Genomic DNA, 26,613 nt, shown 5'->3' on the forward strand with positions numbered 1-26,613 from the left:
ATGTCCCTACCCGCACCTTCTAGCGACGCGCTGGCCGCGTCCCACGCCCTGCAGCACCTGATCGCCGCCGATATCGCGCGCGCGCCCGGCGCTATTTCCTTCGCCCGCTTCATGGAGCTGGCCCTGTACGCGCCCGGCCTGGGCTATTACAGCGGCGGCGCCGCCAAGCTGGGCAAGGATGGCGATTTTACAACCGCCCCCGAGCTGACGCCGCTGTTCGGCGCCGCGCTGGCCCAGGTGGCAGGCGCTATTATCGCTCAAAGCGCGCCCCGCATCCTCGAGTTCGGCGCCGGCACCGGCAAGCTGGCCTTCGACATCCTGACCGAGCTGGCGGCCGCCGGCATCGCGCTGGAGCAGTACGCCATCGTGGAACTGTCCGGCGAGCTCGCGCGCGCGCCAGCAGGAAACGCTGCGCGCCTTCCCGCAAGTGGTATGGCTGGACGCCTTGCCCGACGCGTGGGACGGCGTGGTGTTCGGCAACGAGGTGCTGGACGCCATGCCGGTGCACCTGGTGCGCAAGAGCGCCGCCGGTTGGCGTGAGCTGCACGTCACCGTGGAGGCCGGCAGCTTCGCCTACGAGGAGCACGCGCTGAGCGAGGAACTGCAGCGGCAGCTGGCCAGCCAGGTCGGCGCCGAGCAGGCAGCCGGCCTGCCGGAAGGCTACGAAACCGAGCTGCACGGCACCGCCTGCGGCTTCATGGCCACACTGGCGCGCATGATGGCCCAGGGCCGCGGCGCCGCCTTCCTGTTCGACTACGGCTTCCCCGGCCACGAGTACTACCTGGACCAGCGCGACAAGGGCACCCTGATGTGCCACTACCGCCACCACGCGCACGCCGAGCCGTTTTACCTGCCCGGCCTGCAGGACATCACCGCCCACGTGGACTTCACCGCCATGGCGCTGGCCGCGCAGGACGCCGGCGCCGACGTGCTGGCGTATATGAACCAGGCCTCTTTCCTGATCGGCGCCGGCGTGGGCGACCTGCTGCTGCGCACCGACCCGTCCGATGCTATGGCGTATTTGCCACAAGCTAATGCCCTACAGAAACTTCTTTCGCCTGCGGAAATGGGCGAGCTGTTCAAGGTGTTGATAATAGGCAAGAACGTGGAACTGCCGGCGCCGCTGGCCGCATCGGACCGCAGCCACCGCCTGTAATTGCGCGAATTGCCACGCTTTTCATCGGCTGTTCATCGCTTGTAAGATGGGATTGGCGGCCCGGAATCAGCTATGATGATCGATCCAGCGCGGTCCCCCGTCGCGGCGCGCTTGTCGAAAAGTTAATGGAACGATGGGAAAGATACACACTCACTATGACAACCTGAAAGTGGCGCGCATGGCGCCGCAGGAAGTCATACGTGCCGCCTACAAGGCGCTCAGCCAGAAATACCACCCGGACAAGAATCCGGGCGACGAGAAGGCGGCGCGCATCATGGCCATCCTCAACAGCGCCTACGGCACGCTGGCCGATCCGCAGCGCCGCAAGGAACATGACGAGTGGATCGCCGCCGAAGAGTGGGAAATCGAATGGCTGGAAAGCACGCGCCACGAGGACGGCCACAAGCCGGCCCGCCACGCGGGGCCGGACCATGCCTGGCCGGAACACGTGGACGAGCCGCGCGCGGTGCGCTCCGCGTGGCGGCGCAACTGGAAATGGGGCGTGGCGCTGGGCGTGAGCCTGATCGTGGGCTGGGTCGGCGGCGTGATGTCGGCCGGCCAGCCGCGCCTGCAAGCGGTGCTGGCTGCCGCGCTGGGCAATAAGAGCGAGCTGAGCGCCACGGCGCCCGGCGCGCCGGCGGGCACCTCGTCGGCCGCCGCCTCCGGCGTGCCGGCCCATGGCGCGCGTCCCGAAGCCAAGGGCGACCCGCTGGCCGACAGCTGGGCCGTGGCCAAGCCCTACGCGGCCGAGAGCGGCGTGCTGCGCGCGCCGCTGATCAAGGTGGTGGCGCTGTCCCAGGTGGTGCTGCCCGGCACGGCGGCGTCGGCCGCCTCCGCGCCGGCCGATTGCGACGGCGACGCCCAGGCCGCGGCGCTGACCGCGCCCAACGGCGAGCCGTGGCCGGCGCAGTCCGGCTATGTGGAAGGCTTCCCGATCGGGAACAAGGGCGAGGACATGCAGCTCACGCTGGACAACGGCGGCAACGACTCGCCCGTCTTCATCAAGGTCTACGACCTGGAGCGCAAGTCGAATGTGCGCTACGCCTATGTGCTGGCGCGCGACACCTGGGTGGTCGACAAGCTGGCCAGCGGCAAGTACGAAATCCGCTACCAGAACATCGATCCGGCCGCAGCCGAGAAGGCCGGCTGCCGGCGCAAATAGTCAAGGCTGCAGGCTGTCGATCAGTCCCATCTCGGGGCTGGACATCAGCTTGTCGATATCGACCAGGATCAGCATGCGCTCGTCGATGGTGCCCAGGCCCATCATGTATTCGGTGCTGAAGGCCGTGCCCATCTCCGGCGCCGGCTTGACCTGGTCCGGCTGCAGCGTGGTCACGTCCGACACCGAATCGACCACCATGCCCACCACCCGTCCGTTGATGTTGAGGATGATGACCACCGTAAAGTCGTCATACACCGGCTCGCCGAGCCGGAACTTGATGCGCATGTCCACCACCGGGATGATGATGCCGCGCAAATTGATCACGCCCTTGATGAATTCGGGCGCGCTGGCGATGCGCGTGACCGCTTCGTAGCCGCGGATCTCCTGCACCTTCAGGATATCGATGCCGTATTCCTCCTTGCCCAGCTTGAAGGCAAGGAATTCGCGCCCGGCGATGTCGGCGCTGCTGCTAGCGTCTTGCATGATGAATCCTTTCGAAGGGGAGGGCGTGCCAACAGGGTAGCTGTTTTCGGGGTGATTTGCTATTGTTGCCAGGATGCGGCGCGTCTGGCCTCAGGGGTTGTCAGGCTATTAAAATCTGATTATGCTGGGAACCAGAAGATTGAGCGCCGGGAGTGCGTATCCGCGCGGCATCGCGCGACCTTGGAGATTGTATGACCGACTCAAACGCTGCAGACGACAACTGGTTGCTCGACGAGGATGAAGACGAAGCACCGGCTGCCGGACTGCCTGCGCCGGACCAGCGCCTGTGGCGCGTGCTGATCGTTGACGACGACGTCGACGTGCATGCGGTAACCCGCCTGGCGCTGCGCAACGTCAGCTTCAAGGGCCGCGAACTGGAACTGTTCTCCGCCTACAGCGGCCGCGAAGCCTACGACATCCTGCGCGACACCCCCGACATCGCGCTGGTGCTGCTGGACGTGGTGATGGAAACCGACGACGCCGGCCTGCTGCTGGCGCGCCGCATCCGCGAGGAACTGCACAACGCCATCGTGCGCGTGGTGCTGCGCACCGGCCAGCCGGGCCAGGCACCCGAGCAGCGCGTCATCATCGAATACGACATCAACGATTACAAGGCCAAGACCGAGCTGACCACGCAGAAGCTGTTCACCACGGTGATCTCGGCGCTGCGCGCCTATGAGAGCCTGAACATGCTCGAGCGCAGCCGCGTGGGCCTGGGCAAGATCCTGGCCGGCGCCACCAATCTGTACCAGATCCATTCGCTGCGCGAGTTCGCCTCCGGCGTGCTGAACCAGGTGTCGGCCATCCTCGACGTGGGCGCCGACGGCGTGCTGTGCCTGATGCAGGGCGACAGCGGGCCGGCCACCGTGGTGGCGGCCACCGGCAGCTACGCGCCGCTGGCCGAGAACGAGCGCATGCCCACCGAGCACCCGCTGTGGCCTGCCATCGCCAAGGCCTTCGCGGAAAAGAAAAGCCAGTTCGAGCATCCGGCCAACGTGCTGTTCATCCACACGCACGACCGCGAGGTGGCCATCTCCGTCACGCCGCCGTGGCCGCTGGCGCAGATCCAGCGCGACCTGCTGGAAGTGTTCTGCCAGCGCATCGCCGCCGCGTTCGACAACCTGTATATGTTCGGCCAGCTGCGCAAGGCGCAGGAAGCCACCGTGGTGGCGCTGGCCGACCTGGCCGAGTTCCGCGACAGCGGCACCGGCGGCCATGTGCGCCGGGTGCAGGCGCTGTCCTCGGCCATCGCGGCGCGCATGAAGGAGCGCGGCGTCTATCCGGACGAGCTGACCCCGCAGCTGCTGGACATGATAGGCCTGGCCTCCATCCTGCACGACGTGGGCAAGGTGGCCACGCCGGACCACATCCTGCTCAAGCCGGGCGTGCACACGCCGGAAGAGCGCGTGCAGATGCAGACCCACGCCGAGGTCGGCCGCACCATCCTGGAGCGCGCCGCCAACATGGTGGACGGCGTCAGCTACCTGACCTACGGCGCCGAGATCGCCGGCGCGCACCACGAGCATTTCGACGGCCAGGGCTATCCGAACGGCCTGAAGGGGCGCGAGATTCCGATGTCGGCGCGTATCGTGGCGGTGGTGGACGTGTTCGACTCGCTGCTGCACGAGCGCCCCTACAAGGAACCATGGCCGTATCCGGAAGTGATGGCCTACATCAAGGCCCGCAGCGGCAGCCAGTTCGATCCCGAAGTGGTGCAGGCGCTGCTGGACGTGATCGAGCGCGACCCGGAACTGGGCCAGCGGCCGGCGCCGTAGCGCCCGCCGTGGCGCCCAGTGTGGCGGGCCAGCCCCGCCGCGCCGGCCTTTCGGGGCCGAATCTCTCCAATTCTCACCCATCCGTACTATACTTTGCCTGTAGGCAGCCAGCCGCCGCATCCCTGCGCGCCGCTGCCATCACGTGCGCCCCGCCCATGCGCAGACGGATAGCGGAAAAGAAAGATGAATCACTTCACGGGTCTCAGCACGGCGCTCAGCGCGCTCATCATCGAGCCACACCCCGGCATGCGCGCCAGCCTGCACAATATGCTCAACCTGTGCGGCGTGACCCGCATCGCGGACGCCAGCAGCGCCGGCCAGGCGGTGCGCCTGCTGTCCTGCAAAAGCTACGACATCGTGCTGTGCGAATACAGCCTGGACGGCGGCCAGGACGGCCAGCAGATGCTGGAAGACTTGCGCCACCACCGGCTGATCCAGCCGGCCACGCTGTTCTTCATGGTCACCGGCGAAGGCCAGTTCAACAAGGTGGTCAGCGCGGCCGAACTGCAGCCCAGCGACTACATCCTGAAACCTTTCACGGCCGACAATATGCTTGAGCGCATCACGCGCGCGCTCGACAAGCGCAGCGCGCTGTCCGGCATCCGCCAGCTGGTGGCGCTGGGCGACCAGCGCGCCGCCATTGCCGCCTGCCAGCAAGGGGAGCAGGCGCAGCCGCGCTACGCTGCCGACTTCCAGCGCCTGCGCGCCGAGCTGCACGTGGAACTGGGCGAGCCGGAGCTGGCCGAACCCATCTACGCCGAGCTGTACGCCAGCAAGAACATCCATTGGGCGCGGCTGGGCCAGGCCAAGTGCCTGTTCCTGCGCGGCGCGCACGAGCAGTCGCAAGCCATGCTGGCGGCGCTGGTTGACCAGAACAAGCGCTTCCTGGACGCCTACGACTGGCTGGCGCGCACCTACGAGGTGGGCAGCGACTGGAGCCGCGCGCAAGCCGTGCTGAGCGAGGCGGTGGCGCTGTCGCCGCACGCGGTGCGCCGCCTGCGCCGCCTGGGCGAAGTGGCGCTCGAGGCGGGCGACCTGGACGCGGCCGAGCAGGCCTGGAAGCAGGTGGTCAGCAAGGCCCGCTTCTCCGAATTCCGCGACCCCGAGGACCATGCGCGGCTGGTGTCCGCGCTGTTGCGCAAGGGCGACCCGGTGCAGGCGGCCGCCGCCATCCGCGACCTGGACAAGTCGCTGGCCGGGCAGCGCAACACGGCCGTGTGCAGCGCCATCTCGTCGGCCATGCTGCACGAGTACACCGGCAACGCGGCGCGGCTGGAGGAGTCCATCCATTTCGCGCTGGCCGGCGTGCGGCGCGCCACGGGGCTGTCCAGCGACCTGCGGCTGGAGCTGGCGCGCACCTGCCTGGAAGGCGGCCAGCCGGAGCAGGCCGCCGAAGTGCTGCGCGGCGTGATGCGCAACGCAGGCAGCGCCGCCGCCATGGCCAAGGCCATGCGCGTGCTGGAGGACGCCGGCCAGGGCGAGCTGGCGCAGCAGCTGGCGGCCGAAAGCCGGCAGGAAGTGGTGGACATGGTGGCCGTGGGCGCGGCGCGCGCCAAGGAAGGCGATTACCGCGGCGCGGTGGAGCTGATGATGGAGGCGGTGGCCAAGCTGCCCGAGAACGGCCAGGTGGTGTTCAACGCCGCCGTGGCCGTGCTCAAGTGCCTGGAGAACACCGGCTGGGACGAAACGCTGGGGCAGGACGCGCTGAACCTGATCGCCAGCGTGCGCCGGCTCGATCCGGTCAACCCCAAGCTGACCGCGCTGTCCGCGCTGCACCTCGATATATTGAAGAAATACAACATCCGCGCTGGGCGGCTGGCGGCAATGTAGCGCCCGGCGCCTGCTGCGGCGCTACAATGGTCTGCCTACATGACCGGACCGTGCCCATGCCGTCAGCTTCTCCCCCGCATCCCGAACCCCGTCCCGTGCGCGGGCCGCTGCTGAAAAAACTGTGCAGCGACGAGGGCGTGTTCGCGCTGGGCGTGTCGGTGGCGCGCGTGGTGCAGCTGGTCGATTCGGACGAGGGCGGCACGCAGGAGCTGGCCTACTATGTGCTGTCGGACGCGGCGCTGACGCAGAAGGTGCTGCGCATCGCCAACACGCCGCGCTACCGCAGCGTGGGCGGCATCGCCGTCACCACCATCTCGCGCGCCATTTCCCTGCTCGGCTTCGACAACGTGAAGACCACCGCGCTGGCCATGCTGCTGGTCGATACGCTGGACAACGGCAAGCACGCGCAAAGCGTGCGGGTGGAGCTGGAGGCGGCGCTGTGCGCCAGCCTGTTCGGTCGCGAGCTGGCGCGCCTGAGCGCCTACCAGGGCGCCGAGGAAGCGTCCATAGGCGCGCTGTTCAAGAATATCGGCCCGCTGCTGATCGCCTCCCAGCAGCACGAGCGCTACCGCGAAATCAACGCGCTGGTGGCCGGCGGCGCGCACACCGTCAGCCAGGCGTCGCAAATGATCTTGGGCAGCACTTACGACACCTTGTCGGCCGCCATCCTCAACGAATGGAAGATCCCGGAAGTGATCGTGCGCTCGATCGGCGCCTTGCCGCCGGCGCCGCTGCAGAAGCCGCCGCCGAACCGGCAGGACTGGGTGCGGCTGGTGGTGTCGTTCAGCATGGACGCGGCGCGCGCGCTGGTGCGCCCGGGCGGCATGACGGCCGACGTGGTCAGGGCGCTGCTGGAGCGCTACGGCGCCGCGCTGGGGCTGGAGCGGCAGCGGCTGGAGGACATGCTGGCCGCGATCCGGCGCGAGATGGACGAGCTGCTCGACAGCCTGCAGCTGCAGCCGGCCCCGCCGCCGCCGGACGAGAGCGCGGAAGGCTTGCCCAATGTGCTGCTGCTGGCCACGCTGGACGCGGGCGGCAGCCTGCCCGAGGGCCAGCATGCCAGCGGCAAGCCCTACAACGCGCGCGACCAGCTGCTGGCCGGCGTGCAGGAAGTGGCGCAGATGCGCGCGGCGGGACGCTGCAAGGTGAACGAGGTGATCCAGGCGGTGCTGGAAACGCTGTACCGCAGCATGGGCTTCCGCTTTGCCACGGTGTGCCTGAAGGACGTGCGCAGCGGCACTTTCCGTGCGCGCATCGCGTTTGGCGAACGGCACGCGGCGCGCATGGCCGGGTTCGCGTTTCCGCTGGCGGCGGGCAGCGATTTGTTCCACCTGGCCATGCAGAACGACGCCGACCTGATGATCGCCGACGCCGGCGTGCCCAAGATCCGCGACCTGCTGCCGGAGTGGCACCGCAAGCTGCTGCCGGACGCGCGCAGCTTCATCGTGCTGCCGCTGGTGGTGCAGGGCGTGCAGCTGGGCCTGTTCTACGCCGACCGCAGCGAGCCCGCGCCCGAAGGCGTGCCCCCCGACGAGACCTCGCTGATCCGCGCCCTCAAAGGGCAGGTGCTGGTGGCGCTGACGCCGGCCTAGATGCCCGGCGGCTTACGCGGCTGCGCCGCTAACCCGCCCTACGGTGCCCCCATTCCCAGCATCGGCGCGTTCCCCGCGTCCCCGCATCCCGTGGCAGCGCGTAGGGCGGGTTAGCAAAGCGTAACCCGCCGTGCCTGCGCGGCGAGGGATTCAAACTCGGCCACCGGCACCGGCCGTGCAAACAGGTAGCCTTGCGCTTCCTCGCAGCCCTTGCTGCGCAGGAATTCGCGCTGCGCCGCCGTTTCCACGCCTTCGGCCACCACCGCCAGCCCCAGCGAATGCGCCAGCGCAATCGTCGCGGCCACGATCACGGCATCGTTCGGATCGCTCTCGATGTCCTTGACGAAGCCGCGGTCGATCTTGATGCGGTCCAGCTCGAACAGCTTGAGGTAGCTGAGCGAGGAATAGCCGGTGCCGAAGTCGTCGATGGCCACTTTCAGCCCGCGCGAGCGCAGTTCGCGCAGCAGCTTGCGGCTGCGCTCGGGGTCCTGCATGGCGGCCGATTCGGTGATCTCCAGTTCCAGCAGCGCCGGGTCGATGCCGCTGTCGGCCAGCAGCCGGTCCAGCAGCGGCAGCAGCGCGCTGCCGTGGCACTGGCGCGCCGACAGGTTGACCGCCAGCCGCAAATGCCCCAGGCCGCTGTCGCGCCACCGCTGCAGGCGTTGCACGGCGGTGCGCAGCACCCAGTCGCCCAGCGGCAGGATCAGGCCGGACTCTTCGGCAATCGGGATGAAGCGGTCCGGCCCCACCATGCCCAGCTCGGGATGGTGCCAGCGCAGCAGCGCCTCGGCGCCGATCACCGTGCCGCCTTCCAGCTCCACCTGCGCCTGCAGGTAAAGCTCGAATTCGTTCTGTTCCAGCGCCTGCCACAGCCGGCTCTCCAGCAGCAGGCGTTCGTGCGTGGCCGCATTCATGGCCGGCGCGAAGAACTGGAAATTGCCCCGTCCCTGGGACTTGGCGGCGTACATGGCGGTGTCGGCGTGGCGCAGCAGCGTGGCGCCGTCGCTGCCGTCGGACGGGAACATGGCCACGCCCACGCTGGCGCCGCTGTGGATGGTTTTGCCTTGCAGCACAAAAGGCGCGCTCAGCGCCTCGACGATGCGCACCGCCACCTGGCTGGCGCTGTCGGGCGTGATGGGCTGGCTGGCGGTGCTGCCGGCCAGCACGATGAATTCGTCGCCGCCCAGGCGGGCGATGGTGTCCACTTCGCGCAGCAGCTCGCGCAGGCGGCTGGCCACGCCGATCAGCAGCAGGTCGCCCACCTGGTGGCCGTGCGTGTCGTTGATCTTCTTGAAGTGGTCGAGGTCGATGAACATGACGGCGCCGGCGGCGTGGCCGCGGCGCGCCTGGGCCAGCAGCTGGTCCAGCCGCAGGTTCAGCGACAGGCGGTTGTCCAGCCCGGTGAGCGGGTCGTGGTGGGCCAGGCGGTAGATGCGCTCCTGCGCACGCTGCTGCTCGGTCAGGTCGTGCAGGATGGCCACGAACAGGTGCTCGTCGGGCAGCTCCACTTCGCTCACCGACACCGCCAGCGGGAAGGCGCTGCCGTCGCTGCGCCAGCCGGTCGCCTCGTGCTCGTGGGTGACGCCGCTGGCGATGCTGCGCAGCAGGCCGGAAGCGGTGTCGCCCTCTGCCACAGGCAGCAGGTGCTCCAGGCGCAGGCCGGGCATCTGCTCGGGCGCGTAGCCGAACAGGCGGCCGGCCGCGCCGTTGGCCGAGACCAGCGTGCCGTCGCTGGCGATGGTGAGGATGGCGTCGGCGGCCTTGTCCAGGATGGCCTGCAGCCGCGCTTCGCGCTCGCGCAGGCGCGCCGTGGCATCCTTCACCTGGTCCTGGATCAGCGCGCGCTCGCCGGAGATCAGCAGCATCATGCCGCCCAGCAGCGCCGTCAGCAGCAGGCCGCAGGTCAGCACGGTCCAGCTCTGCCAGCCGCGCAGGGCCGCCGCGTATTCGGCGGTGGGCGCCACCGTCAGCAGGTAGTCGCGGCCGCCGAAGCGCAGGCGGCGCTGCACGTCGCTGGCCAGCACCTGGCGCGGCAGGCGGTTGTGCATGGTCTGCGGCTGGGCGCCGCCGACGTCCTCCAGCCGCACCTGCAGCGCCGGGAAATTCACCTGCGCGATGGCGCGCTCGATATAGGAATCGGCGTGGATGGAGATGAGCAGCATGCCGATGGCGGTGCCGGTGTCGCCCGGCGCGTGCACCGCCTGCAGCAGGATCATGCCCTTCTCCTCGGCATGGCGGAACAGCGCCACCGGCGCGCTGGCGGCCGGCTGGCCGCTCTGCAGCGCCTGCCGCACCGCGGCGGCGCGCACCGGTTCGCTGTAGAAGTCGATGCCCAGGTAGCGTTTGCTGGTCATCGGCTCGATATAGGTCGACACCATGTACTCCGGCCGTTGGGCGGCGCGCCGCATGCGCTGTTCGCCGCTGCGCTCGCGCACTTCGAAGCCGGGATCGATGGCTTGCCTGCCCCAGTGTTCGTAGGCGGCGCGCTGTGCGTCGCTGACGGGTTTGAGCCAGCTCATCGACAGCAGCTCGGGGCGCTTGGCCAGGTAGCCGGAGGCCAGGTTGCTGAAGTCGCTGGCGCCCAGCGTGCGCTGCGGATCGTTGAGCGCCTTGGACATGGCGTAGATGAAGCGTTCGTGCTCGCTGAACTGGGCCTGCAGCAAGTCGCCCAGCTGCTGCGACTTGAGGCGGAAGGTCTGCATCTGCTGCGCGTTCTCCCAGTGCTCGACCTGGAAGTAGATGCCGACGAACACCGCGCTCGACAGCAGCAGCGGCAACCCGACCAGCCAGCGCCGGCGCCGCCACAGCGGGCGCGGCTGGCCGATGGCGATCCAGGTCAGCGGTGCGGCCAGCAGCATGCCGGTGGTGTCGCCCAGCCACCAGGTGAACCAGTTGACCGGCAGCGCCGCCGGCGGCAGGGTGCCCAGCAGGCCGTTGGCGCCGATGGCCACGGTGCTGCTGATCAGGGCCAGCAGCGGCGACAGCAGCATGAAGCCCAGCACGTCGCGCCCGCGCCCCAGCGCCGGCTGCACGGCGCGCCGCAGCACCAGCATGGCCGCCCAGGCCTGCAGGGTGGCGCCGGCCCCGGCGCCCAGCGCGGCCAGGAAGGGCAGGCCCCCGGGCATGGCCAGCGCGGCGGAGCTGCCCAGCGGGATCAGGTTGACCAGCACACCGCCCAGCGCCACCGCGGGGAGCAGGCGCGGCCCCAGCGTGAAGACGGCAGCCATCGCCATGCCGGCCGGCAGGAACAGCGGCGTGGCGTAGGCGGCCCCGAGCGCCATTTCCAGGCCGAGGCGGCCGGCGGCCACGTAGGCCAGCAGCAAGGCGGCGTTGGCCGCCAGCACATGGCGCCAGCGGCGCGAGGGCAGGAAAGGTGATTCCAAACTTGCTCCAGTCTTGGCAGTCGGACGCAGGGCGCGACCCGCTCATGCTGTCGATTCTATAAGAAATCATTCAACTTAAAAACAACACTTGCACATTCACATTCTTGTGATTACAATCTCGCCCCGAAGCAGACGAAACATCGCAGCTTGCAGGTAGAACGGTAAAACGAACTGCAAACTAGTGTTGACAAGTCAAAGAAGTTGCTTCATACTCTGCGGTTCCTCGCGGAGGGGTGGCCGAGTGGTTAAAGGCGACAGACTGTAAATCTGTTCTTTCGAGTACGCTGGTTCGAATCCAGCCCCCTCCACCAAGTTTTTGCAAGAAAACTGAGTGATGCAGTGAAGATGATCTAAACCTCGCGGGTGTAGCTCAATGGTAGAGCAGAAGCCTTCCAAGCTTACGACGAGGGTTCGATTCCCTTCACCCGCTCCAGTTAGCTTGCATCTATGTGGTACATCGCAACAAATAAAGCCCTTGTAGCTCAGTGGTAGAGCACTCCCTTGGTAAGGGAGAGGCCACGTGTTCAATCCACGTCAAGGGCACCAGAATTCGCAGTACCAATAATCAGCAGTATCTTCAGACAGTCGGGCGCGTGCCCTGCACACTTATCATTGTTAGGAGTCTAAAATGGCAAAAGAAAAGTTCGAGCGGACTAAGCCGCACGTGAACGTTGGCACCATCGGTCACGTTGACCATGGTAAGACCACCCTGACCGCTGCAATCGCTACCGTTCTGTCGAAGAAATTCGGCGGCGAAGCCAAAGCATACGACCAGATCGACGCTGCACCAGAAGAAAAAGCACGCGGCATCACCATCAACACCGCGCACGTTGAATACGAAACCGCCGGCCGTCACTACGCTCACGTTGACTGCCCAGGCCACGCCGACTACATCAAAAACATGATTACCGGTGCTGCGCAGATGGACGGCGCGATCCTGGTTTGCTCCGCAGCTGACGGCCCCATGCCACAGACCCGCGAGCACATCCTGCTGGCGCGCCAGGTTGGCGTTCCATACATCGTTGTGTTCCTGAACAAGTGCGACCTGGTCGACGACGAAGAGCTGCTGGAACTGGTTGAAATGGAAGTGCGCGAGCTGCTGTCCAAGTACGAGTTCCCAGGCGACGACCTGCCGATCATCAAGGGTTCGGCACGTAAAGCACTGGACGGCGACACCGGTCCTCTGGGCGAGCAGGCCATCATGGCCCTGGCCGACGCACTGGACAGCTACATCCCTACGCCAGAGCGCGCAGTGGACGGCGCCTTCCTGATGCCAGTGGAAGACGTGTTCTCGATCTCGGGCCGCGGCACCGTGGTGACCGGTCGTGTTGAGCGCGGCATCATCAAAGTCGGCGAAGAAATCGAAATCGTTGGCATCACCGACACCGTCAAGACCACCTGCACCGGCGTGGAAATGTTCCGCAAGCTGCTGGACCAGGGTCAAGCCGGCGACAACGTTGGCCTGCTGCTGCGCGGCACCAAGCGTGAAGACGTACAGCGTGGTCAGGTTCTGGCGAAGCCAGGCTCGATCAAGCCGCACAACCACTTCACCGGCGAGATCTATGTTCTGTCGAAAGACGAAGGCGGCCGTCACACCCCGTTCTTCAACAACTATCGTCCACAGTTCTACTTCCGTACGACTGACGTGACCGGTTCGATCGAACTGCCAGCGGACAAAGAAATGGTTATGCCAGGCGACAACGTGTCGATCACCGTCAAGCTGATCAACCCGATCGCGATGGAAGAAGGCCTGCGCTTCGCAATCCGCGAAGGTGGCCGTACCGTGGGTGCTGGCGTCGTCGCCAAGATCCTCGGCTAAGAATTCGCGCCAAAGACTAGCGCCCGACTGCAGTCGGGTGCTATAATTGCGGATTCACTGATCAAGTTTTACGTAGGGGCGTAGCTCAATTGGCAGAGCGTCGGTCTCCAAAACCGAAGGTTGGGGGTTCGAGGCCCTCCGCCCCTGCCACCGAATCTGGTGCAGGGCACCGAAAGTAAAATAGAATGTCTAATCAATCCGTGCAAACCGTTAGCACGTCAAACGACAAGTTCAAAGTCGTGCTGGCAGTGGTTGCAGCGATTGCAGGCGTAGTCGGGTTCTTTTACCTGGCAGGTCAACCATCCCTGGTGCGGGCAGCTGCGCTTGTGGGTGGTTTGCTTATTTCCGCCGGCATTGCTTACACCTCTACCTCCGGCCGCGATTTCCTGAATTTCGCCAAAGAAGCCGTCCGCGAAACCAAAAAAGTCGTTTGGCCTACGCGCAAAGAAGCAACGCAAATCACGATGATCGTGTTTGCCTTTGTATTGGTGATGGCTGTGTTCCTGTGGGGCACGGATAAGTTGCTGGAATTCCTGTTGTACGACGTGATTCTGGGTTGGAAACAATAATGAGCGAAAATGTGCAAGACGACGTGCCGGGCGAAGTTCCGGCACAAGATGCTGGCGCAGCAGTGAGCGTACCGGTGAGCAACAAGCGCTGGTATGTCGTGCATGCTTATTCCGGCATGGAAAAAAGCGTCCAGCGTGCGCTGACCGAGCGCGTCGAGCGCGCCGGCATGCAAGACCAGTTCGGCCAGATCCTGGTGCCCACTGAAGAAGTGGTTGAAGTCAAGAATGGCCAGAAGTCCGTCACCGAACGCCGTTTCTTCCCTGGCTATGTGCTGGTGGAAATGGAAATGACCGACGAAACCTGGCACCTGGTGAAGAACACCAGCAAGGTCACCGGTTTCATCGGCGGCAAATCGAACAAGCCGACCCCGATTCCTGCGCGCGAGATCGACAAGATCATGCAGCAAATGCAGGAAGGCGTGGAAAAGCCGCGTCCGAAAGTGCTGTACGAAGTGGGCGAGCAAGTCCGCATCAAGGATGGTCCGTTCACCGATTTCAACGGCAACGTCGAAGAAGTCAACTACGAGAAATCCAAAGTGCGCGTCTCGGTTACCATCTTCGGCCGCGCGACCCCGGTCGAACTCGAGTTCGGCCAGGTCGAAAAGGTTTAAAGATAGCTGCAAGCGCCCCACGGAGCGCGGCTCCGGCCACATCCGCATAAGAGGAGCCCTGCCAAGTAGTACCGGCGGGGCGCTACTACTCAAACCCAAAGATAGGAAGTGCCCAAATGGCAAAGAAAATCATTGGCTTTATCAAGCTGCAAGTGCCAGCCGGTAAAGCAAACCCATCCCCTCCAATCGGTCCAGCGCTGGGTCAGCGCGGTCTGAACATCATGGAATTCTGCAAAGCGTTCAACGCGCAGACCCAAGGTATGGAACCAGGCATGCCGATCCCTGTCGTGATCACCGCATTCGCCGACAAGTCCTTCACCTTCGTGATGAAGACCCCGCCAGCGACGTACCTGATCAAGAAGCACTCGGGCGTCACCAAAGGTTCGCCGAAGCCACACACCGACAAAGTCGGCAAGCTGACCCGCGCCCAGGCTGAAGAAATCGCAAAACTGAAGACCCCGGACCTGACCGCCGCCGACATGGATGCAGCAGTGCGCACCATCGCCGGTTCCGCACGTTCGATGGGCATCACGGTAGAGGGCATCTAATCATGGCAAAACTGTCCAAACGCGCTCAAGCCATCAAGGCTAAAGTAGACCGTACCAAAGTGTACGCTTTCGACAACGCTGTTGCTCTGATCAAAGAACTGGCCACCGCCAAGTTCAACGAATCGATCGACGTGTCGGTACAACTGGGTGTGGATCCTAAGAAATCCGACCAGGTTGTGCGTGGTTCCGTCGTGCTGCCAGCTGGCACCGGCAAGACCGTACGCGTAGCCGTGTTCGCTTCGGGCGAAAAGGCTGAAGCTGCCAAGGCAGCCGGCGCCGACGTGGTGGGCATGGAAGACCTGGCCGAGCGCGTCAAAGCCGGCGACATGCCTTTCGACATCGTCATCGCTTCGCCAGACACCATGCGTATCGTTGGTACCCTGGGCCAGATCCTGGGTCCACGCGGCCTGATGCCTAACCCGAAGGTGGGCACCGTTACCCCTGACGTCGCTACCGCCGTGAAAAACGCGAAAGCCGGCCAGGTTCAGTACCGTACCGACAAGGCTGGTATCATCCACGCCACCATCGGCCGCAAGTCCTTCGACGACGCCGATCTGAAGCGCAACCTGGTTGCCCTGATCGACGCGCTGAACAAGGCCAAGCCTGCCTCGTCGAAAGGCGTGTACCTGCGCAAGGTAGCGATCTCGTCGACCATGGGCGCTGGCGTCCGTGTGGACCACGCTGGTCTGGCTGCTTAAGAATTAAGTCCCGGATTTTTCCGGGCGCATCTTCGGGCTGGCGGTGCAAGCCGCCAGGCAATCAAAGACCGTTGGGCCGGAAGCAGCAGGCAGGTTTCCGGTTAATCGCCGCGAGGCGCCCAACGCAGATGGTGTACCCGAACAAGTTTTGTAGTCCATAGGACTCCTAACCTCGGACGCCGTTGTTCGAACCGATGTGCGGCATTTGCCAACCATCATTTAAGGAGGTTGACCGTGGGTCTCAATCTGAATGACAAAAAGGCCGTCGTTGCCGAAGTTTCCGCAAAAGTAGCAACTGCGCAAACCGTGGTCGTGGCCGAGTACCGTGGCATCCAGGTTGCTCACTTGACGCAACTTCGTGCTAAAGCGCGTACCCAAGGCGTATACCTGCGTGTTCTGAAGAACACCCTGGCCCGCCGTGCAGTAGAAGGTACGCAGTTCGCCGCCCTGGCTGACAGCATGACCGGTCCGCTGATCTACTCGATCTCGGATGATGCCGTTGCAGCAGCGAAAGTCATCAACGACTTCGCTAAAACCAACGACAAACTGGTCATCGTCGCCGGCAACTACGCGGGTAAGCAGCTGGATAAAGCTGCTGTTACCGCGCTGGCGAGCATTCCTAGCCGTGAAGTCCTCATCTCGCAGCTGTTGGGCGTTATGCTGGCGCCGGTATCGGGCTTTGCACGTGGTCTGGCTGCTCTGGCAGCGAAAAAAGGCGAAGGCTCTGCTGCTCCTGCAGCGGAAGAAACCGCAGCTGCTTAATCGCAGTCGCGCGCTTTTTTTCTCAAGTAAACAATTCTGTAGCATACAAATAAATTAGGAGTTTCAAATGGCAATTTCCAAAGACGATATCCTGAACGCAGTGAGCGAAATGTCCGTAATGGACCTGAACGAACTGGTCAAAGCTTTCGAAGAAAAATTCGGCGTGTCCGCAGCAGCCATGGCCGCTCCAGCAGCCGGCGGCGCAGTTGCTGCCGCAGCTGAAGAGCAGACCGAGTTCAACCTGGTTCTGACCGAAGTTGGCGCAAACAAAGTTGGCGTGATCAAAGTTGTGCGCGAAATCACCGGTCTGGGCCTGAAAGAAGCTAAAGACGTAGTGGACGGCGCACCTAAGACCGTGAAAGAAGCTCTGTCGAAAGCTGACGCTGAAGCCGCTAAGAAGAAGCTGGAAGAAGCTGGCGCCAAGGCCGATCTGAAGTAATCTAGTTGTACCGGCGAGCAGTTTTCGCCCGAGCCAAAGTGAGGTATTCCTTCCGGAAGGGAGGAATGCCGGCTTTGGCTCCTTTGTCGTCTTTGTCGTATTTGTAGCATGCGTTTGTAGCAAATCCAGGCTGCAGTTTGATCATATCGACCTGAAATGATAGAGGCTTGAGGTTTCGTCTGTGTGACGTTCGTTCCGCAGCGCACCTTGCAAAACCTGAATTTTCTATCCTTTCTGTCACTCACGGAGTGTCCATGCACTACTCATTTACTGAGAAGAAACGCATTCGCAAGTCATTCGCGAAGCGCGCCAACGTCCACAACGTTCCGTTCCTGCTGGCTACCCAGCTCGAGTCCTACCACAACTTCCTGCAAGAAGACATCGCACCGTCCTCGCGCAAGAACGACGGCCTGCAGTCGGCCTTCACCTCCATTTTCCCCATCGTTTCGCACAATGGCTTCGCGCGTCTCGAGTTCCTGTCGTACGTGCTGGGCGACCCCGCCTTTGACGTCAAGGAATGCCAGCTGCGCGGCCTGACGTTCGCGTCCCCGCTGCGCGCCAAGGTGCGCCTGGTGATCCTGGACAAGGAATCGCCGACCAAGCCGGTCGTCAAGGAAATGAAGGAACAGGAAGTCTACATGGGCGAACTGCCCCTGATGACCACCACCGGTTCGTTCGTGATCAACGGTACTGAGCGCGTTATCGTTTCGCAGCTGCACCGCTCCCCGGGCGTGTTCTTCGAGCACGACCGTGGCAAGACCCACTCGTCCGGCAAGCTGCTGTTCTCGGCCCGCATCATTCCTTACCGCGGTTCGTGGCTGGACTTCGAGTTCGACCCGAAAGACATCCTGTTCTTCCGCGTCGACCGCCGCCGCAAGATGCCAGTGACCATTCTGCTGAAGGCCATCGGCATGACGCCGGAGCAGATCCTGGCGAACTTCTTCGTCTTCGACAACTTCCACCTGCGCTCCGAAGGCGCCGAGATGGAATTCGTGGCCGAGCGCCTGCGCGGCGAAGTCGCGCGCTTCGACATCGTCGATCCGAAGACCGGCAAGACCATCGTCATGAAGGACAAGCGCATCAATGCCAAGCATGTGCGCGACATCGACGCTGCCGGCCTGAAGCACATTTCCGTACCGGAAGACTACCTGCTGGGCCGCGTGCTGGCCAAGAACATCGTGGACCCGGAAACCGGCGAAGTGGTGGCCAACGCCAACGACGAACTGACCGAAGACGTGCTGGCACGCCTGCGCGAAGCGTCCATCAGCGACATCCAGACCCTGTACACCAACGACCTGGACCAGGGCGCCTACATCTCGCAGACCCTGCGCATCGACGACACGATGGACCAGACCGCCGCCCGCATCGCGATCTACCGCATGATGCGTCCGGGCGAGCCGCCTACCGAAGAATCGGTGGAAGCGCTGTTCAACGGCCTGTTCTACAGCGCCGACCGCTACGACCTGTCCGCCGTCGGCCGCATGAAGTTCAACCGCCGCATCGGCCGTGACGAACTGACCGGCATGATGACCTTGTCGAACGAAGACGTGCTGGCCGTGATCAAGATCCTGGTCGAGCTGCGCAATGGCCGCGGCGAAGTGGACGACATCGATCACCTGGGCAACCGCCGCGTACGCTGCGTGGGCGAACTGGCCGAAAACCAGTTCCGCGCCGGCCTGGTGCGCGTGGAGCGCGCCGTGAAAGAGCGTCTGGGCCAGGCGGAAGCCGACAACCTGATGCCGCACGACCTGATCAACTCCAAGCCGATCTCGGCCGCCATCCGCGAGTTCTTCGGTTCGTCGCAGCTGTCGCAGTTCATGGACCAGACCAACCCGCTGTCGGAAATCACCCACAAGCGCCGCGTCTCCGCGCTCGGCCCTGGCGGTCTGACCCGCGAACGCGCCGGCTTCGAGGTGCGCGACGTGCACCCGACCCACTACGGCCGCGTCTGCCCGATTGAAACGCCTGAAGGCCCGAACATCGGCCTGATCAACTCGCTGGCACTGTACGCCCGCCTGAACGAGTACGGTTTCCTGGAAACCCCGTACCGCAAGGTCGAGAACAGCGTCGTCACCGACAAGATCGACTACCTGTCCGCGATTGAAGAAGGCCGCTACATCATCGCCCAGGCGAATGCGACCATCAACAACGAAGGCAAGCTCTCCGACGAGCTGGTGTCGGCCCGTGAAGCCGGCGAAACCATCCTGGTCTCGCCGGAGCGCATCCAGTACATGGACGTGGCCCCGGGCCAGATCGTGTCCGTGGCAGCGTCGCTGATTCCGTTCCTGGAGCACGATGACGCGAACCGCGCGCTGATGGGTGCCAACATGCAACGCCAGGCTGTGCCTTGCCTGCGTCCCGAGAAGGCGCTGGTCGGTACCGGTATCGAACGCACCGTGGCGGTCGACTCGGGCACCACCGTGCAGGCGCTGCGCGGCGGCGTGGTGGACTACATCGATGCAGGCCGCGTGGTGATCCGCGTCAACGACGAAGAGGCGCAAGCAGGCGAAGTCGGTGTGGACATCTACAACCTGATCAAGTACACCCGTTCCAACCAGAACACCAACATCAACCAGCGTCCTATCGTGCAAGTGGGCGACCGCGTGGCCAAGGGCGACGTGATCGCCGACGGCGCATCGACCGACCTGGGCGAGCTGGCGCTGGGCCAGAACATGACCGTGGCCTTCATGCCATGGAATGGTCTGAACTTCGAAGATTCGATCCTGATCTCGGAAAACGTGGTGAAGGACGACCGCTACACCTCGATCCACATCGAAGAGCTGTCCGTGGTGGCACGCGATACCAAGCTGGGCGCGGAAGAAATCACCCGCGACATCTCGAACCTGGCTGAGAACCAGCTGGCTCGTCTGGATGAGTCCGGTATCGTCTACATCGGCGCCGAAGTCACCGCCGGCGACACCCTGGTTGGTAAAGTGACGCCGAAGGGCGAAACCCAGCTGACCCCGGAAGAGAAGCTGCTGCGCGCCATCTTCGGCGAAAAAGCGTCCGACGTGAAAGACACCTCGCTGCGCGTGCCTTCGGGCATGGTCGGCACCGTGATCGACGTGCAAGTGTTTACCCGCGAAGGCATCGTGCGCGACAAGCGCGCCCAGCAGATCATCGACGATGAACTGAAGCGCTTCCGCCTGGACCTGAACGACCAGATGCGCATCGTGGAAGGCGACGCCTTCCAGCGTCTGGAGAAGATGCTGATCGGCCAAGTGGTCAACGGCGGTCCGAAGAAGCTGGCCAAGGGCGCCAAGATCACCAAGGACTACCTGGACGATCTGGACAAGTACCACTGGTTCGACATCCGCCCTGCGGACGACGCTGCCGCCACCGCGCTGGAAGCCATCAAGGAATCCATCAACGAGAAGCGCCACCAGTTCGACCTGGCCTTCGAAGAGAAGCGCAAGAAGCTGACGCAAGGCGACGAGCTGCAGCCTGGCGTGCAGAAGATGGTCAAGGTCTACCTGGCCGTGAAGCGCCGCCTGCAGTCGGGCGACAAGATGGCAGGCCGCCACGGTAACAAGGGTGTGGTGTCCCGTATTGTTCCAGTGGAAGACATGCCCTACATGGCCGACGGCACGCCGGCCGACGTGGTGCTGAACCCGCTGGGTGTTCCGTCCCGTATGAACGTGGGCCAGATCCTGGAAACCCACCTGGGCTGGGCAGCAAAAGGCCTGGGCATCCGCATCGGCGAAATGCTGGCGCAGCAGATCAAAGTGGAAGAGATGCGCAAGTATCTGACCACCGTGTACAACGAGTCGGGCCGTCCGGAAGACATCGATCAATTCGACGACGAAGAGATCATGAAGCTGGCGCACAACCTGAAAAAAGGTGTGCCGTTCGCCACCCCGGTGTTCGACGGCGCGCACGAGTCGGAAATCCGCCGCATGCTGGACCTGGCCTACCCCGACGAGATCGCCACGAAGCTGGGCATGACCCCGTCGAAGAACCAGGTCACCATGTACGACGGCCGCACCGGCGAAGCGTTCGAGCGCAAGGTCACCGTCGGCGTGATGCACATGCTGAAGCTGCACCACCTGGTGGACGACAAGATGCACGCGCGTTCGACCGGTCCATACTCGCTGGTGACGCAGCAGCCGCTGGGCGGTAAAGCCCAGTTCGGCGGCCAGCGCTTCGGTGAGATGGAGGTGTGGGCACTGGAAGCATACGGCGCGTCCTACGTGCTGCAAGAGATGCTGACGGTGAAGTCGGATGACGTGAACGGCCGTACCAAAGTGTACGAAAACCTGGTCAAGGGCGACCACGTGATCGACGCGGGCATGCCGGAATCGTTCAACGTGCTGGTGAAAGAGATCCGTTCCCTGGGTATCGATATCGACCTGGAACGCAACTAAGACACTGGCGCCGCCGGGCGGGGGAAACCCTCCGCCGCCCGGCAGATTTAAGAATTCAATCACCTGGAGTGATACATGAAAGCTCTGCTCGATCTATTCAAGCAAGTTCAGCAAAACGAGACGTTCGACGCGATCAAGATCGGTCTGGCCTCTCCTGAAAAAATCCGTTCCTGGTCCTACGGCGAAGTCAAAAAGCCGGAAACCATCAACTACCGCACCTTCAAGCCTGAGCGCGACGGCCTGTTCTGCGCCAAGATCTTTGGCCCGATCAAGGACTACGAGTGCCTGTGCGGCAAGTACAAGCGCCTGAAGCACCGCGGCGTGATCTGCGAAAAATGCGGCGTGGAAGTCACGCTGGCCAAGGTGCGCCGCGAGCGCATGGGCCACATCGAGCTGGCTTCGCCGACCGCCCACATCTGGTTCCTGAAATCGCTGCCGTCGCGCCTGGGCATGGTCCTGGACATGACGCTGCGCGATATCGAACGCGTGCTGTACTTCGAAGCCTACGTCGTGACCGATCCCGGCATGACCCCGCTGAAGAAGTGCCAGATCATGTCGGAAGACGACTACGCCGCCAAGTACGAAGAGTACGGCGACGACTTCACCGCCTTCATGGGCGCCGAAGGTATCCGTGAACTGCTGCGCTCGATCGACATCCACCGCGATGCCGAGACCCTGCGCGTGGAACTGAAGGAATCGAAGTCCGAAGCGAAGATCAAGAAGTACGCCAAGCGCCTGAAAGTGCTGGAAGCATTCCAGCGCTCCGGCATCAAGCCGGACTGGATGATCATGGAAGTGCTGCCGGTGCTGCCGCCGGAACTGCGTCCGCTGGTACCGCTGGACGGCGGCCGCTTTGCGACCTCCGACCTGAACGACCTGTATCGCCGCGTCATCAACCGTAACAACCGCCTGAAACGCCTGATGGAGCTGCGCGCTCCAGAGATCATCACGCGCAACGAAAAGCGCATGCTGCAAGAAGCAGTGGATTCGCTGCTGGACAACGGCCGTCGCGGCAAAGCGATGACCGGTGCCAACAAGCGTCCGCTGAAGTCGCTGGCCGAGATGATCAAGGGTAAGGGCGGCCGCTTCCGCCAGAACTTGCTGGGTAAGCGCGTCGACTACTCCGGCCGTTCGGTGATCGTGGTGGGGCCGCAGCTGAAACTGCACCAGTGCGGTCTGCCGAAGCTGATGGCTCTCGAGCTGTTCAAGCCTTTCATCTTCAACAAGCTCGAACTGATGGGTCTGGCTACCACCATCAAGGCGGCGAAGAAACTGGTCGAGATTCAAGAACCAGTGGTGTGGGACATCCTGGAAGAAGTCATCCGCGAACACCCGATCATGCTGAACCGTGCGCCTACGCTGCACCGTCTGGGCATCCAGGCTTTCGAGCCGGTCCTGATCGAAGGCAAGGCCATCCAGCTGCACCCGCTGGTCTGCGCGGCATTCAACGCCGACTTCGACGGTGACCAGATGGCGGTCCACGTGCCGCTGTCGATCGAGGCGCAGATGGAAGCGCGCACGCTGATGCTGGCGTCGAACAACATCCTGTTCCCGTCCAACGGCGAGCCATCGATCGTTCCTTCGCAGGATATCGTGCTGGGTCTGTACTACGCGACCCGCGAAGCGATCAACGCCAAGGGCGAAGGCATGCTGTTCCCGGACGTGTCCGAAGTGATCCGTGCCTACGACAACAAGGAAGTCGAACTGACCACGCGCATCACCGTGCGTATCGTCGAGCATCCGAAAGATCCGGCGACCGGCGAATTCGTGCGCACGCTGACCCGTTATGAAACGACGGTCGGCCGCGCCATCCTGTCCGAGATCCTGCCGAAGGGCCTGCCATTCTCCGTGCTGAACCGCGCGCTGAAGAAGAAGGAAATTTCGAAGCTGATCAACACCTCGTTCCGTAAGTGCGGCCTGCGCGCTACCGTGGTGTTTGCCGACCAGCTGATGCAGTCGGGCTTCCGCCTGGCAACCCGCGCCGGTATTTCGATCTGCGTGGACGACATGCTGGTGCCGCCTCAGAAAGTCACCCTGATTTCGGCTGCAGAGTCCGAAGTCAAGCAGATCGAGCAGCAGTACGCCTCGGGTCTGGTGACGGCCGGCGAGCGTTACAACAAGGTGGTCGACATCTGGGGCAAGACCTCGGACGAAGTCGGCAAGGCCATGATGGACCAGCTGAAAGTGGAAGACGTCGTCAAGCGCGACGGCACCACCACCACCCAGGAATCGTTCAACGCGATTTACATGATGGCCGACTCGGGCGCCCGCGGTTCCGCAGCGCAGATTCGCCAGCTGGCTGGTATGCGTGGTCTGATGGCGAAACCGGACGGTTCGATTATCGAAACGCCGATTACCGCGAACTTCCGCGAAGGCCTGAACGTGTTGCAGTACTTCATCTCGACCCACGGCGCTCGTAAAGGTCTGGCCGATACGGCACTGAAGACCGCGAACTCGGGTTACCTGACCCGCCGCCTGGTCGACGTGACCCAGGATCTGGTGGTGATCGAAGACGATTGCGGCACCTCGAACGGCACGCTGATGAAGGCCATGGTCGAAGGCGGTGAAGTGATCGAAGCGCTGCGCGACCGTATCCTCGGCCGCGTGGCAGGCACCGACATCGTCAATCCTGAGACCCAGGAAACCGTGTACGAAGCCGGCACGCTGCTGGACGAAGACATGGTGGAAGACATCGAGCGCATGGGCATTGACGAAGTCAAGGTCCGCACGCCGCTGACCTGCGACACGCGCTACGGCCTGTGCGCCAAGTGCTACGGCCGCGACCTGGGCCGCGGCCTGCTGGTGAACTCCGGCGAAGCAGTCGGCGTGGTGGCAGCACAGTCGATCGGTGAGCCGGGTACCCAGCTGACCATGCGTACCTTCCACATCGGTGGTGCGGCATCGCGTGCAGCAGTGGCCTCGAGCGTGGAAGCGAAGTCGAACGGTACCATCCGCTTCACCTCGACCATGCGTTACGTAACCAACGGCAAGGGCGCGCAAATCGTCATTTCCCGTTCCGGTGAAGTGCTGATTACCGACGACCACGGCCGTGAGCGCGAGCGCCACAAGGTGCCGTACGGCGCAACCCTGATCGTCAAGGATGGCATGGTCATCAAGGCCGGCACCCCGCTGGCGACCTGGGACCCGCTGACCCGTCCGATCATCACCGAGTACGCCGGTACGGTGCGTTTCGAGAACGTCGAAGAAGGCGTGACCGTGGCCCGCCAGGTGGACGAAGTGACCGGCCTGGCAACCCTGGTGGTGATCGACGCGAAACGCCGCGGCTCGCTGACCAAGACCATGCGTCCGCAGGTGAAACTGCTGAACGAAGACGGCAACGAAGTGAAGATCGCCGGCACCGAACACGCCGTGGCGATCGGCTTCCAGGTTGGCGCGCTGATCATGGTGAAGGACGGCCAGCAAGTGTCCGTGGGTGAGGTTCTGGCGCGTATCCCGACCGAATCGCAGAAGACCCGCGACATTACCGGCGGTCTGCCGCGCGTTGCCGAGCTGTTCGAAGCACGTTCGCCGAAAGACGCGGGCATGCTGGCGGAAGTCACCGGTACGGTTGCGTTTGGTAAAGAAACCAAGGGCAAGCAGCGTCTGGAAATCACCGACATGGACGGCAACAAGCACGAGTTCCTGATTACCAAGGACAAGCAAGTGCTGGTGCACGACGGCCAGGTGGTGAACAAGGGCGAGATGATCGTGGACGGCCCGGCCGATCCGCAAGACATCCTGCGCCTGCTGGGTATCGAAGCGCTGGCGCGTTACATCGTTGACGAAGTGCAGGACGTGTACCGTCTGCAGGGCGTGAAGATTAACGACAAGCACATCGAAGTGATCGTGCGCCAGATGCTGCGCCGTGTACAGATCGTCAACGCCGGCGACACCGACTACATCGTCGGCGAGCAGGTGGAGCGTTCCGAGCTGCTGGAAGAAAACGACCGCATGAACGCGGCGCAGAAGATTCCTGCAACGTACGAGAACGTGCTGCTGGGTATTACCAAGGCATCGCTGTCGACCGATTCGTTCATCTCGGCCGCATCGTTCCAGGAAACCACCCGCGTGCTGACCGAAGCGGCGATCATGGGCAAGCGCGACGGTCTGCGCGGCCTGAAGGAAAACGTCATCGTGGGCCGCCTGATTCCTGGCGGTACCGGCCTGGCCTTCCACCGCGCCCGCCGCGAGAAGGAAGTGTGGGAGGCGGAGGAACGCAAAGCCCTGCTGGACGCGGAACGCGCGGCCATCGTGGCCGAGCTGCCGGAAGAAGTTCCGCACAACAGCGACGAAGCGTAATCTTCAAGCACCACAGCAAAACGGCACCTTCGGGTGCCGTTTTTTTTGCCTGCGTCAGCTTGACGGCGGCGGGCCGAACAGGTCCGCCAGCGTGGCCGACTCGAGCAGGCCGTCCGTCCAGGCAGCGAGGCGGGCGGTGTCCGCATCATGCAGCAGGCGCCGAACGTAGTCGGGAAGCGGCCCGAAACGCTGCACAAGCAGTCGTTCCAGCACCTGCGCCTGTCCCTGCCGGATACCCCGCTGCATTCCTTGCAGCATTCCCTGTTGCTCGCCGCGTGCCAGCGCCTCGCGCTCGAATGGCAGAAGATAGTCCATATTCCCCTCCTTTTTCAGTCCCTTCACTGCGTGCAGCAGCGTGGTTTCCAACGTTGCAGGCAAGCGCATCATCCAGCCGATGGCGCGCATAAAGTCCATGGTACGCCGCCTGTCCCATTTGTGTTCAAACAGCCGGGTGATCAAGTGCAGTTTCGCGGCATAGCGTTCGATGTGCTTATGCCGCGTACGCAGCGCCAGGATGTGGGCAGCGGTCAGCAAGGCGAAGGGATTGGCGTCGCGCAGCAGCTGGTCCAGGTTGCCGGCGTAGCTGGCCAGCGAAGTCACGGGAAATTCCAGCCACCAACTGCAGCCGAACACGTCGTATCCGAAGCGGTTAGGCGGCAGCCGGTGGCCGCTGTCGGCTGTCACGGCCAGCGATGTAACAGCACAGTGGTGGCGGTCGTAGATCCGGTAGTGGTAAATGAAGATGCGCTCGGCAAAGCCGCGGCCGGGCCAGTTCTGGACTTCCACATGGAGCAGGACCGGCTCATCGGGGGCGCTCAGCGTGCTGACGCGCACCAATTTGTCCACCCGGCGCGGCCCTATCGCCGAGTCCGGGGCTAGCTGAGCCATATCCTGGTCGAGGAACTCTATGGGCCGCGTCCAGTCGATGTCCTGGTACGCGTCCGGGAAAAAGAAGGCCATAAACTCCGGAAAATACCGGGCGACCGCATTCTTCCAGGGCGTGTCATAGTTGTCTGCCATTGCCGCCTCCCGCATGAAAAGGCATGGTGGCATGCCGCGCGGGCTGGAATATTGATGAGGCGCAGACCTTGGCTGGAAAATAGAAGGGGCCACTACGAAAGCG

At 63.6% G+C, this 26,613-nt stretch carries 16 protein-coding genes, 4 tRNA genes and 1 pseudogene; 18 read left to right on the forward strand and 3 right to left on the reverse strand.

What is annotated here, in order from left to right:
• Together ACFJI2_RS28710 and ACFJI2_RS28715 are read left to right on the forward strand one after the other, a co-directional pair.
• Positions 1–1,156, forward strand: a pseudogene (locus ACFJI2_RS28710) (class I SAM-dependent methyltransferase).
• Positions 1,157–1,289: 133 nt separating this feature from the next.
• A complete protein-coding gene (locus ACFJI2_RS28715; RefSeq protein ID WP_377702901.1) occupies positions 1,290–2,318 on the forward strand; it encodes a J domain-containing protein in 1,029 nt (342 codons plus the stop codon).
• Here the strand turns inward: ACFJI2_RS28715 and ACFJI2_RS28720 are convergent, their stop codons facing one another.
• A complete protein-coding gene (locus tag ACFJI2_RS28720) occupies positions 2,319–2,801 on the reverse strand; it encodes a chemotaxis protein CheW (protein ID WP_377702902.1) in 483 nt (160 codons plus the stop codon). It abuts the gene before it with no gap.
• Between the two features lie 191 nt (positions 2,802–2,992).
• Between ACFJI2_RS28720 and ACFJI2_RS28725 the strand changes: the two genes are divergently transcribed.
• From ACFJI2_RS28725 to ACFJI2_RS28735, 3 genes are all read left to right on the forward strand, one after another.
• Complete coding sequence (locus ACFJI2_RS28725) at positions 2,993–4,576, forward strand: DUF3369 domain-containing protein (protein WP_377702903.1); 1,584 nt, start codon at positions 2,993–2,995, stop codon at positions 4,574–4,576.
• 183 nt (positions 4,577–4,759) lie between these two features.
• A complete protein-coding gene (locus ACFJI2_RS28730; protein ID WP_377702904.1) occupies positions 4,760–6,406 on the forward strand; it encodes a response regulator in 1,647 nt (548 codons plus the stop codon).
• A gap of 56 nt (positions 6,407–6,462) precedes the next feature.
• Positions 6,463–7,998, forward strand: coding sequence for an HDOD domain-containing protein (locus ACFJI2_RS28735; RefSeq protein WP_377702905.1), 1,536 nt, complete (start codon positions 6,463–6,465; stop codon positions 7,996–7,998).
• A gap of 110 nt (positions 7,999–8,108) precedes the next feature.
• Here ACFJI2_RS28735 and ACFJI2_RS28740 read toward each other — a convergent pair whose 3' ends face one another.
• Complete coding sequence (locus ACFJI2_RS28740) at positions 8,109–11,381, reverse strand: EAL domain-containing protein (protein ID WP_377702906.1); 3,273 nt, start codon at positions 11,379–11,381, stop codon at positions 8,109–8,111.
• A gap of 227 nt (positions 11,382–11,608) precedes the next feature.
• Between ACFJI2_RS28740 and ACFJI2_RS28745 the strand changes: the two genes are divergently transcribed.
• The 13 genes from ACFJI2_RS28745 (at position 11,609) to rpoC (ending at position 25,490) form a co-directional block, all read left to right on the forward strand.
• Positions 11,609–11,692: transfer RNA gene (locus tag ACFJI2_RS28745), tRNA-Tyr, on the forward strand.
• Positions 11,693–11,740: 48 nt separating this feature from the next.
• Positions 11,741–11,814 (forward strand) — tRNA-Gly (locus ACFJI2_RS28750).
• Between the two features lie 38 nt (positions 11,815–11,852).
• A tRNA-Thr gene (locus ACFJI2_RS28755) sits at positions 11,853–11,927 on the forward strand.
• Between the two features lie 82 nt (positions 11,928–12,009).
• Positions 12,010–13,200 carry an elongation factor Tu gene (tuf, locus tag ACFJI2_RS28760; protein ID WP_107869898.1) on the forward strand — a complete coding sequence of 397 codons (1,191 nt, stop codon included), beginning with the start codon at positions 12,010–12,012 and terminating at the stop codon, positions 13,198–13,200.
• 74 nt (positions 13,201–13,274) lie between these two features.
• Positions 13,275–13,350, forward strand: a tRNA-Trp gene (locus ACFJI2_RS28765).
• 35 nt (positions 13,351–13,385) lie between these two features.
• Positions 13,386–13,769, forward strand: a complete 384-nt coding sequence (gene secE, locus ACFJI2_RS28770; protein WP_056392625.1) for a preprotein translocase subunit SecE — start codon at positions 13,386–13,388, stop codon at positions 13,767–13,769.
• Positions 13,769–14,380 carry a transcription termination/antitermination protein NusG gene (nusG, locus tag ACFJI2_RS28775; protein WP_132133312.1) on the forward strand — a complete coding sequence of 204 codons (612 nt, stop codon included), beginning with the start codon at positions 13,769–13,771 and terminating at the stop codon, positions 14,378–14,380. Before secE ends, nusG begins: the two co-directional genes overlap by 1 nt.
• Before the next feature lie 116 nt (positions 14,381–14,496).
• Positions 14,497–14,928: a 50S ribosomal protein L11 gene (gene rplK / locus ACFJI2_RS28780; RefSeq protein WP_056392621.1), complete on the forward strand. Its 432-nt coding sequence runs from the start codon at positions 14,497–14,499 to the stop codon at positions 14,926–14,928.
• Between the two features lie 2 nt (positions 14,929–14,930).
• Positions 14,931–15,626: a 50S ribosomal protein L1 gene (gene rplA, locus ACFJI2_RS28785; protein ID WP_107869900.1), complete on the forward strand. Its 696-nt coding sequence runs from the start codon at positions 14,931–14,933 to the stop codon at positions 15,624–15,626.
• A gap of 234 nt (positions 15,627–15,860) precedes the next feature.
• On the forward strand, positions 15,861–16,388 hold the full coding sequence (rplJ, locus tag ACFJI2_RS28790) for a 50S ribosomal protein L10 (protein WP_107869901.1): 528 nt from the start codon (positions 15,861–15,863) through the stop codon (positions 16,386–16,388).
• 67 nt (positions 16,389–16,455) lie between these two features.
• A complete protein-coding gene (gene rplL / locus ACFJI2_RS28795; RefSeq protein ID WP_107869902.1) occupies positions 16,456–16,827 on the forward strand; it encodes a 50S ribosomal protein L7/L12 in 372 nt (123 codons plus the stop codon).
• A 254-nt stretch (positions 16,828–17,081) separates the two neighbouring features.
• Positions 17,082–21,191 carry a DNA-directed RNA polymerase subunit beta gene (gene rpoB / locus ACFJI2_RS28800; RefSeq protein WP_377702907.1) on the forward strand — a complete coding sequence of 1,370 codons (4,110 nt, stop codon included), beginning with the start codon at positions 17,082–17,084 and terminating at the stop codon, positions 21,189–21,191.
• Between the two features lie 75 nt (positions 21,192–21,266).
• Positions 21,267–25,490, forward strand: a complete 4,224-nt coding sequence (gene rpoC, locus ACFJI2_RS28805) for a DNA-directed RNA polymerase subunit beta' (protein WP_107869904.1) — start codon at positions 21,267–21,269, stop codon at positions 25,488–25,490.
• Between the two features lie 54 nt (positions 25,491–25,544).
• Here rpoC and ACFJI2_RS28810 read toward each other — a convergent pair whose 3' ends face one another.
• Positions 25,545–26,510, reverse strand: coding sequence for a DUF4351 domain-containing protein (locus ACFJI2_RS28810; protein ID WP_377702908.1), 966 nt, complete (start codon positions 26,508–26,510; stop codon positions 25,545–25,547).
• Positions 26,511–26,613 lie beyond the last annotated feature (103 nt).

The sequence above is a fragment of the Pseudoduganella sp. UC29_71 genome, assembly GCF_042693265.1.
GTDB lineage: Bacteria > Pseudomonadota > Gammaproteobacteria > Burkholderiales > Burkholderiaceae_D > Rugamonas.

Bases quoted from the DNA above. Each gene is read 5' to 3' on its own strand.
- rpoB (WP_377702907.1), top strand. From the start codon at position 17,082: ATGCACTACTCATTTACTGAGAAGAAACGCATTCGCAAGTCATTCGCG.
- ACFJI2_RS28715 (WP_377702901.1), top strand. From the start codon at position 1,290: ATGGGAAAGATACACACTCACTATGACAACCTGAAAGTGGCGCGCATG.
- tuf (WP_107869898.1), top strand. From the start codon at position 12,010: ATGGCAAAAGAAAAGTTCGAGCGGACTAAGCCGCACGTGAACGTTGGC.
- ACFJI2_RS28725 (WP_377702903.1), top strand. From the start codon at position 2,993: ATGACCGACTCAAACGCTGCAGACGACAACTGGTTGCTCGACGAGGAT.
- ACFJI2_RS28730 (WP_377702904.1), top strand. From the start codon at position 4,760: ATGAATCACTTCACGGGTCTCAGCACGGCGCTCAGCGCGCTCATCATC.
- ACFJI2_RS28720 (WP_377702902.1), bottom strand. From the start codon at position 2,801: ATGCAAGACGCTAGCAGCAGCGCCGACATCGCCGGGCGCGAATTCCTT.
- rplL (WP_107869902.1), top strand. From the start codon at position 16,456: ATGGCAATTTCCAAAGACGATATCCTGAACGCAGTGAGCGAAATGTCC.
- rplK (WP_056392621.1), top strand. From the start codon at position 14,497: ATGGCAAAGAAAATCATTGGCTTTATCAAGCTGCAAGTGCCAGCCGGT.
- nusG (WP_132133312.1), top strand. From the start codon at position 13,769: ATGAGCGAAAATGTGCAAGACGACGTGCCGGGCGAAGTTCCGGCACAA.
- ACFJI2_RS28735 (WP_377702905.1), top strand. From the start codon at position 6,463: ATGCCGTCAGCTTCTCCCCCGCATCCCGAACCCCGTCCCGTGCGCGGG.
- ACFJI2_RS28810 (WP_377702908.1), bottom strand. From the start codon at position 26,510: ATGGCAGACAACTATGACACGCCCTGGAAGAATGCGGTCGCCCGGTAT.
- secE (WP_056392625.1), top strand. From the start codon at position 13,386: ATGTCTAATCAATCCGTGCAAACCGTTAGCACGTCAAACGACAAGTTC.
- rpoC (WP_107869904.1), top strand. From the start codon at position 21,267: ATGAAAGCTCTGCTCGATCTATTCAAGCAAGTTCAGCAAAACGAGACG.
- rplA (WP_107869900.1), top strand. From the start codon at position 14,931: ATGGCAAAACTGTCCAAACGCGCTCAAGCCATCAAGGCTAAAGTAGAC.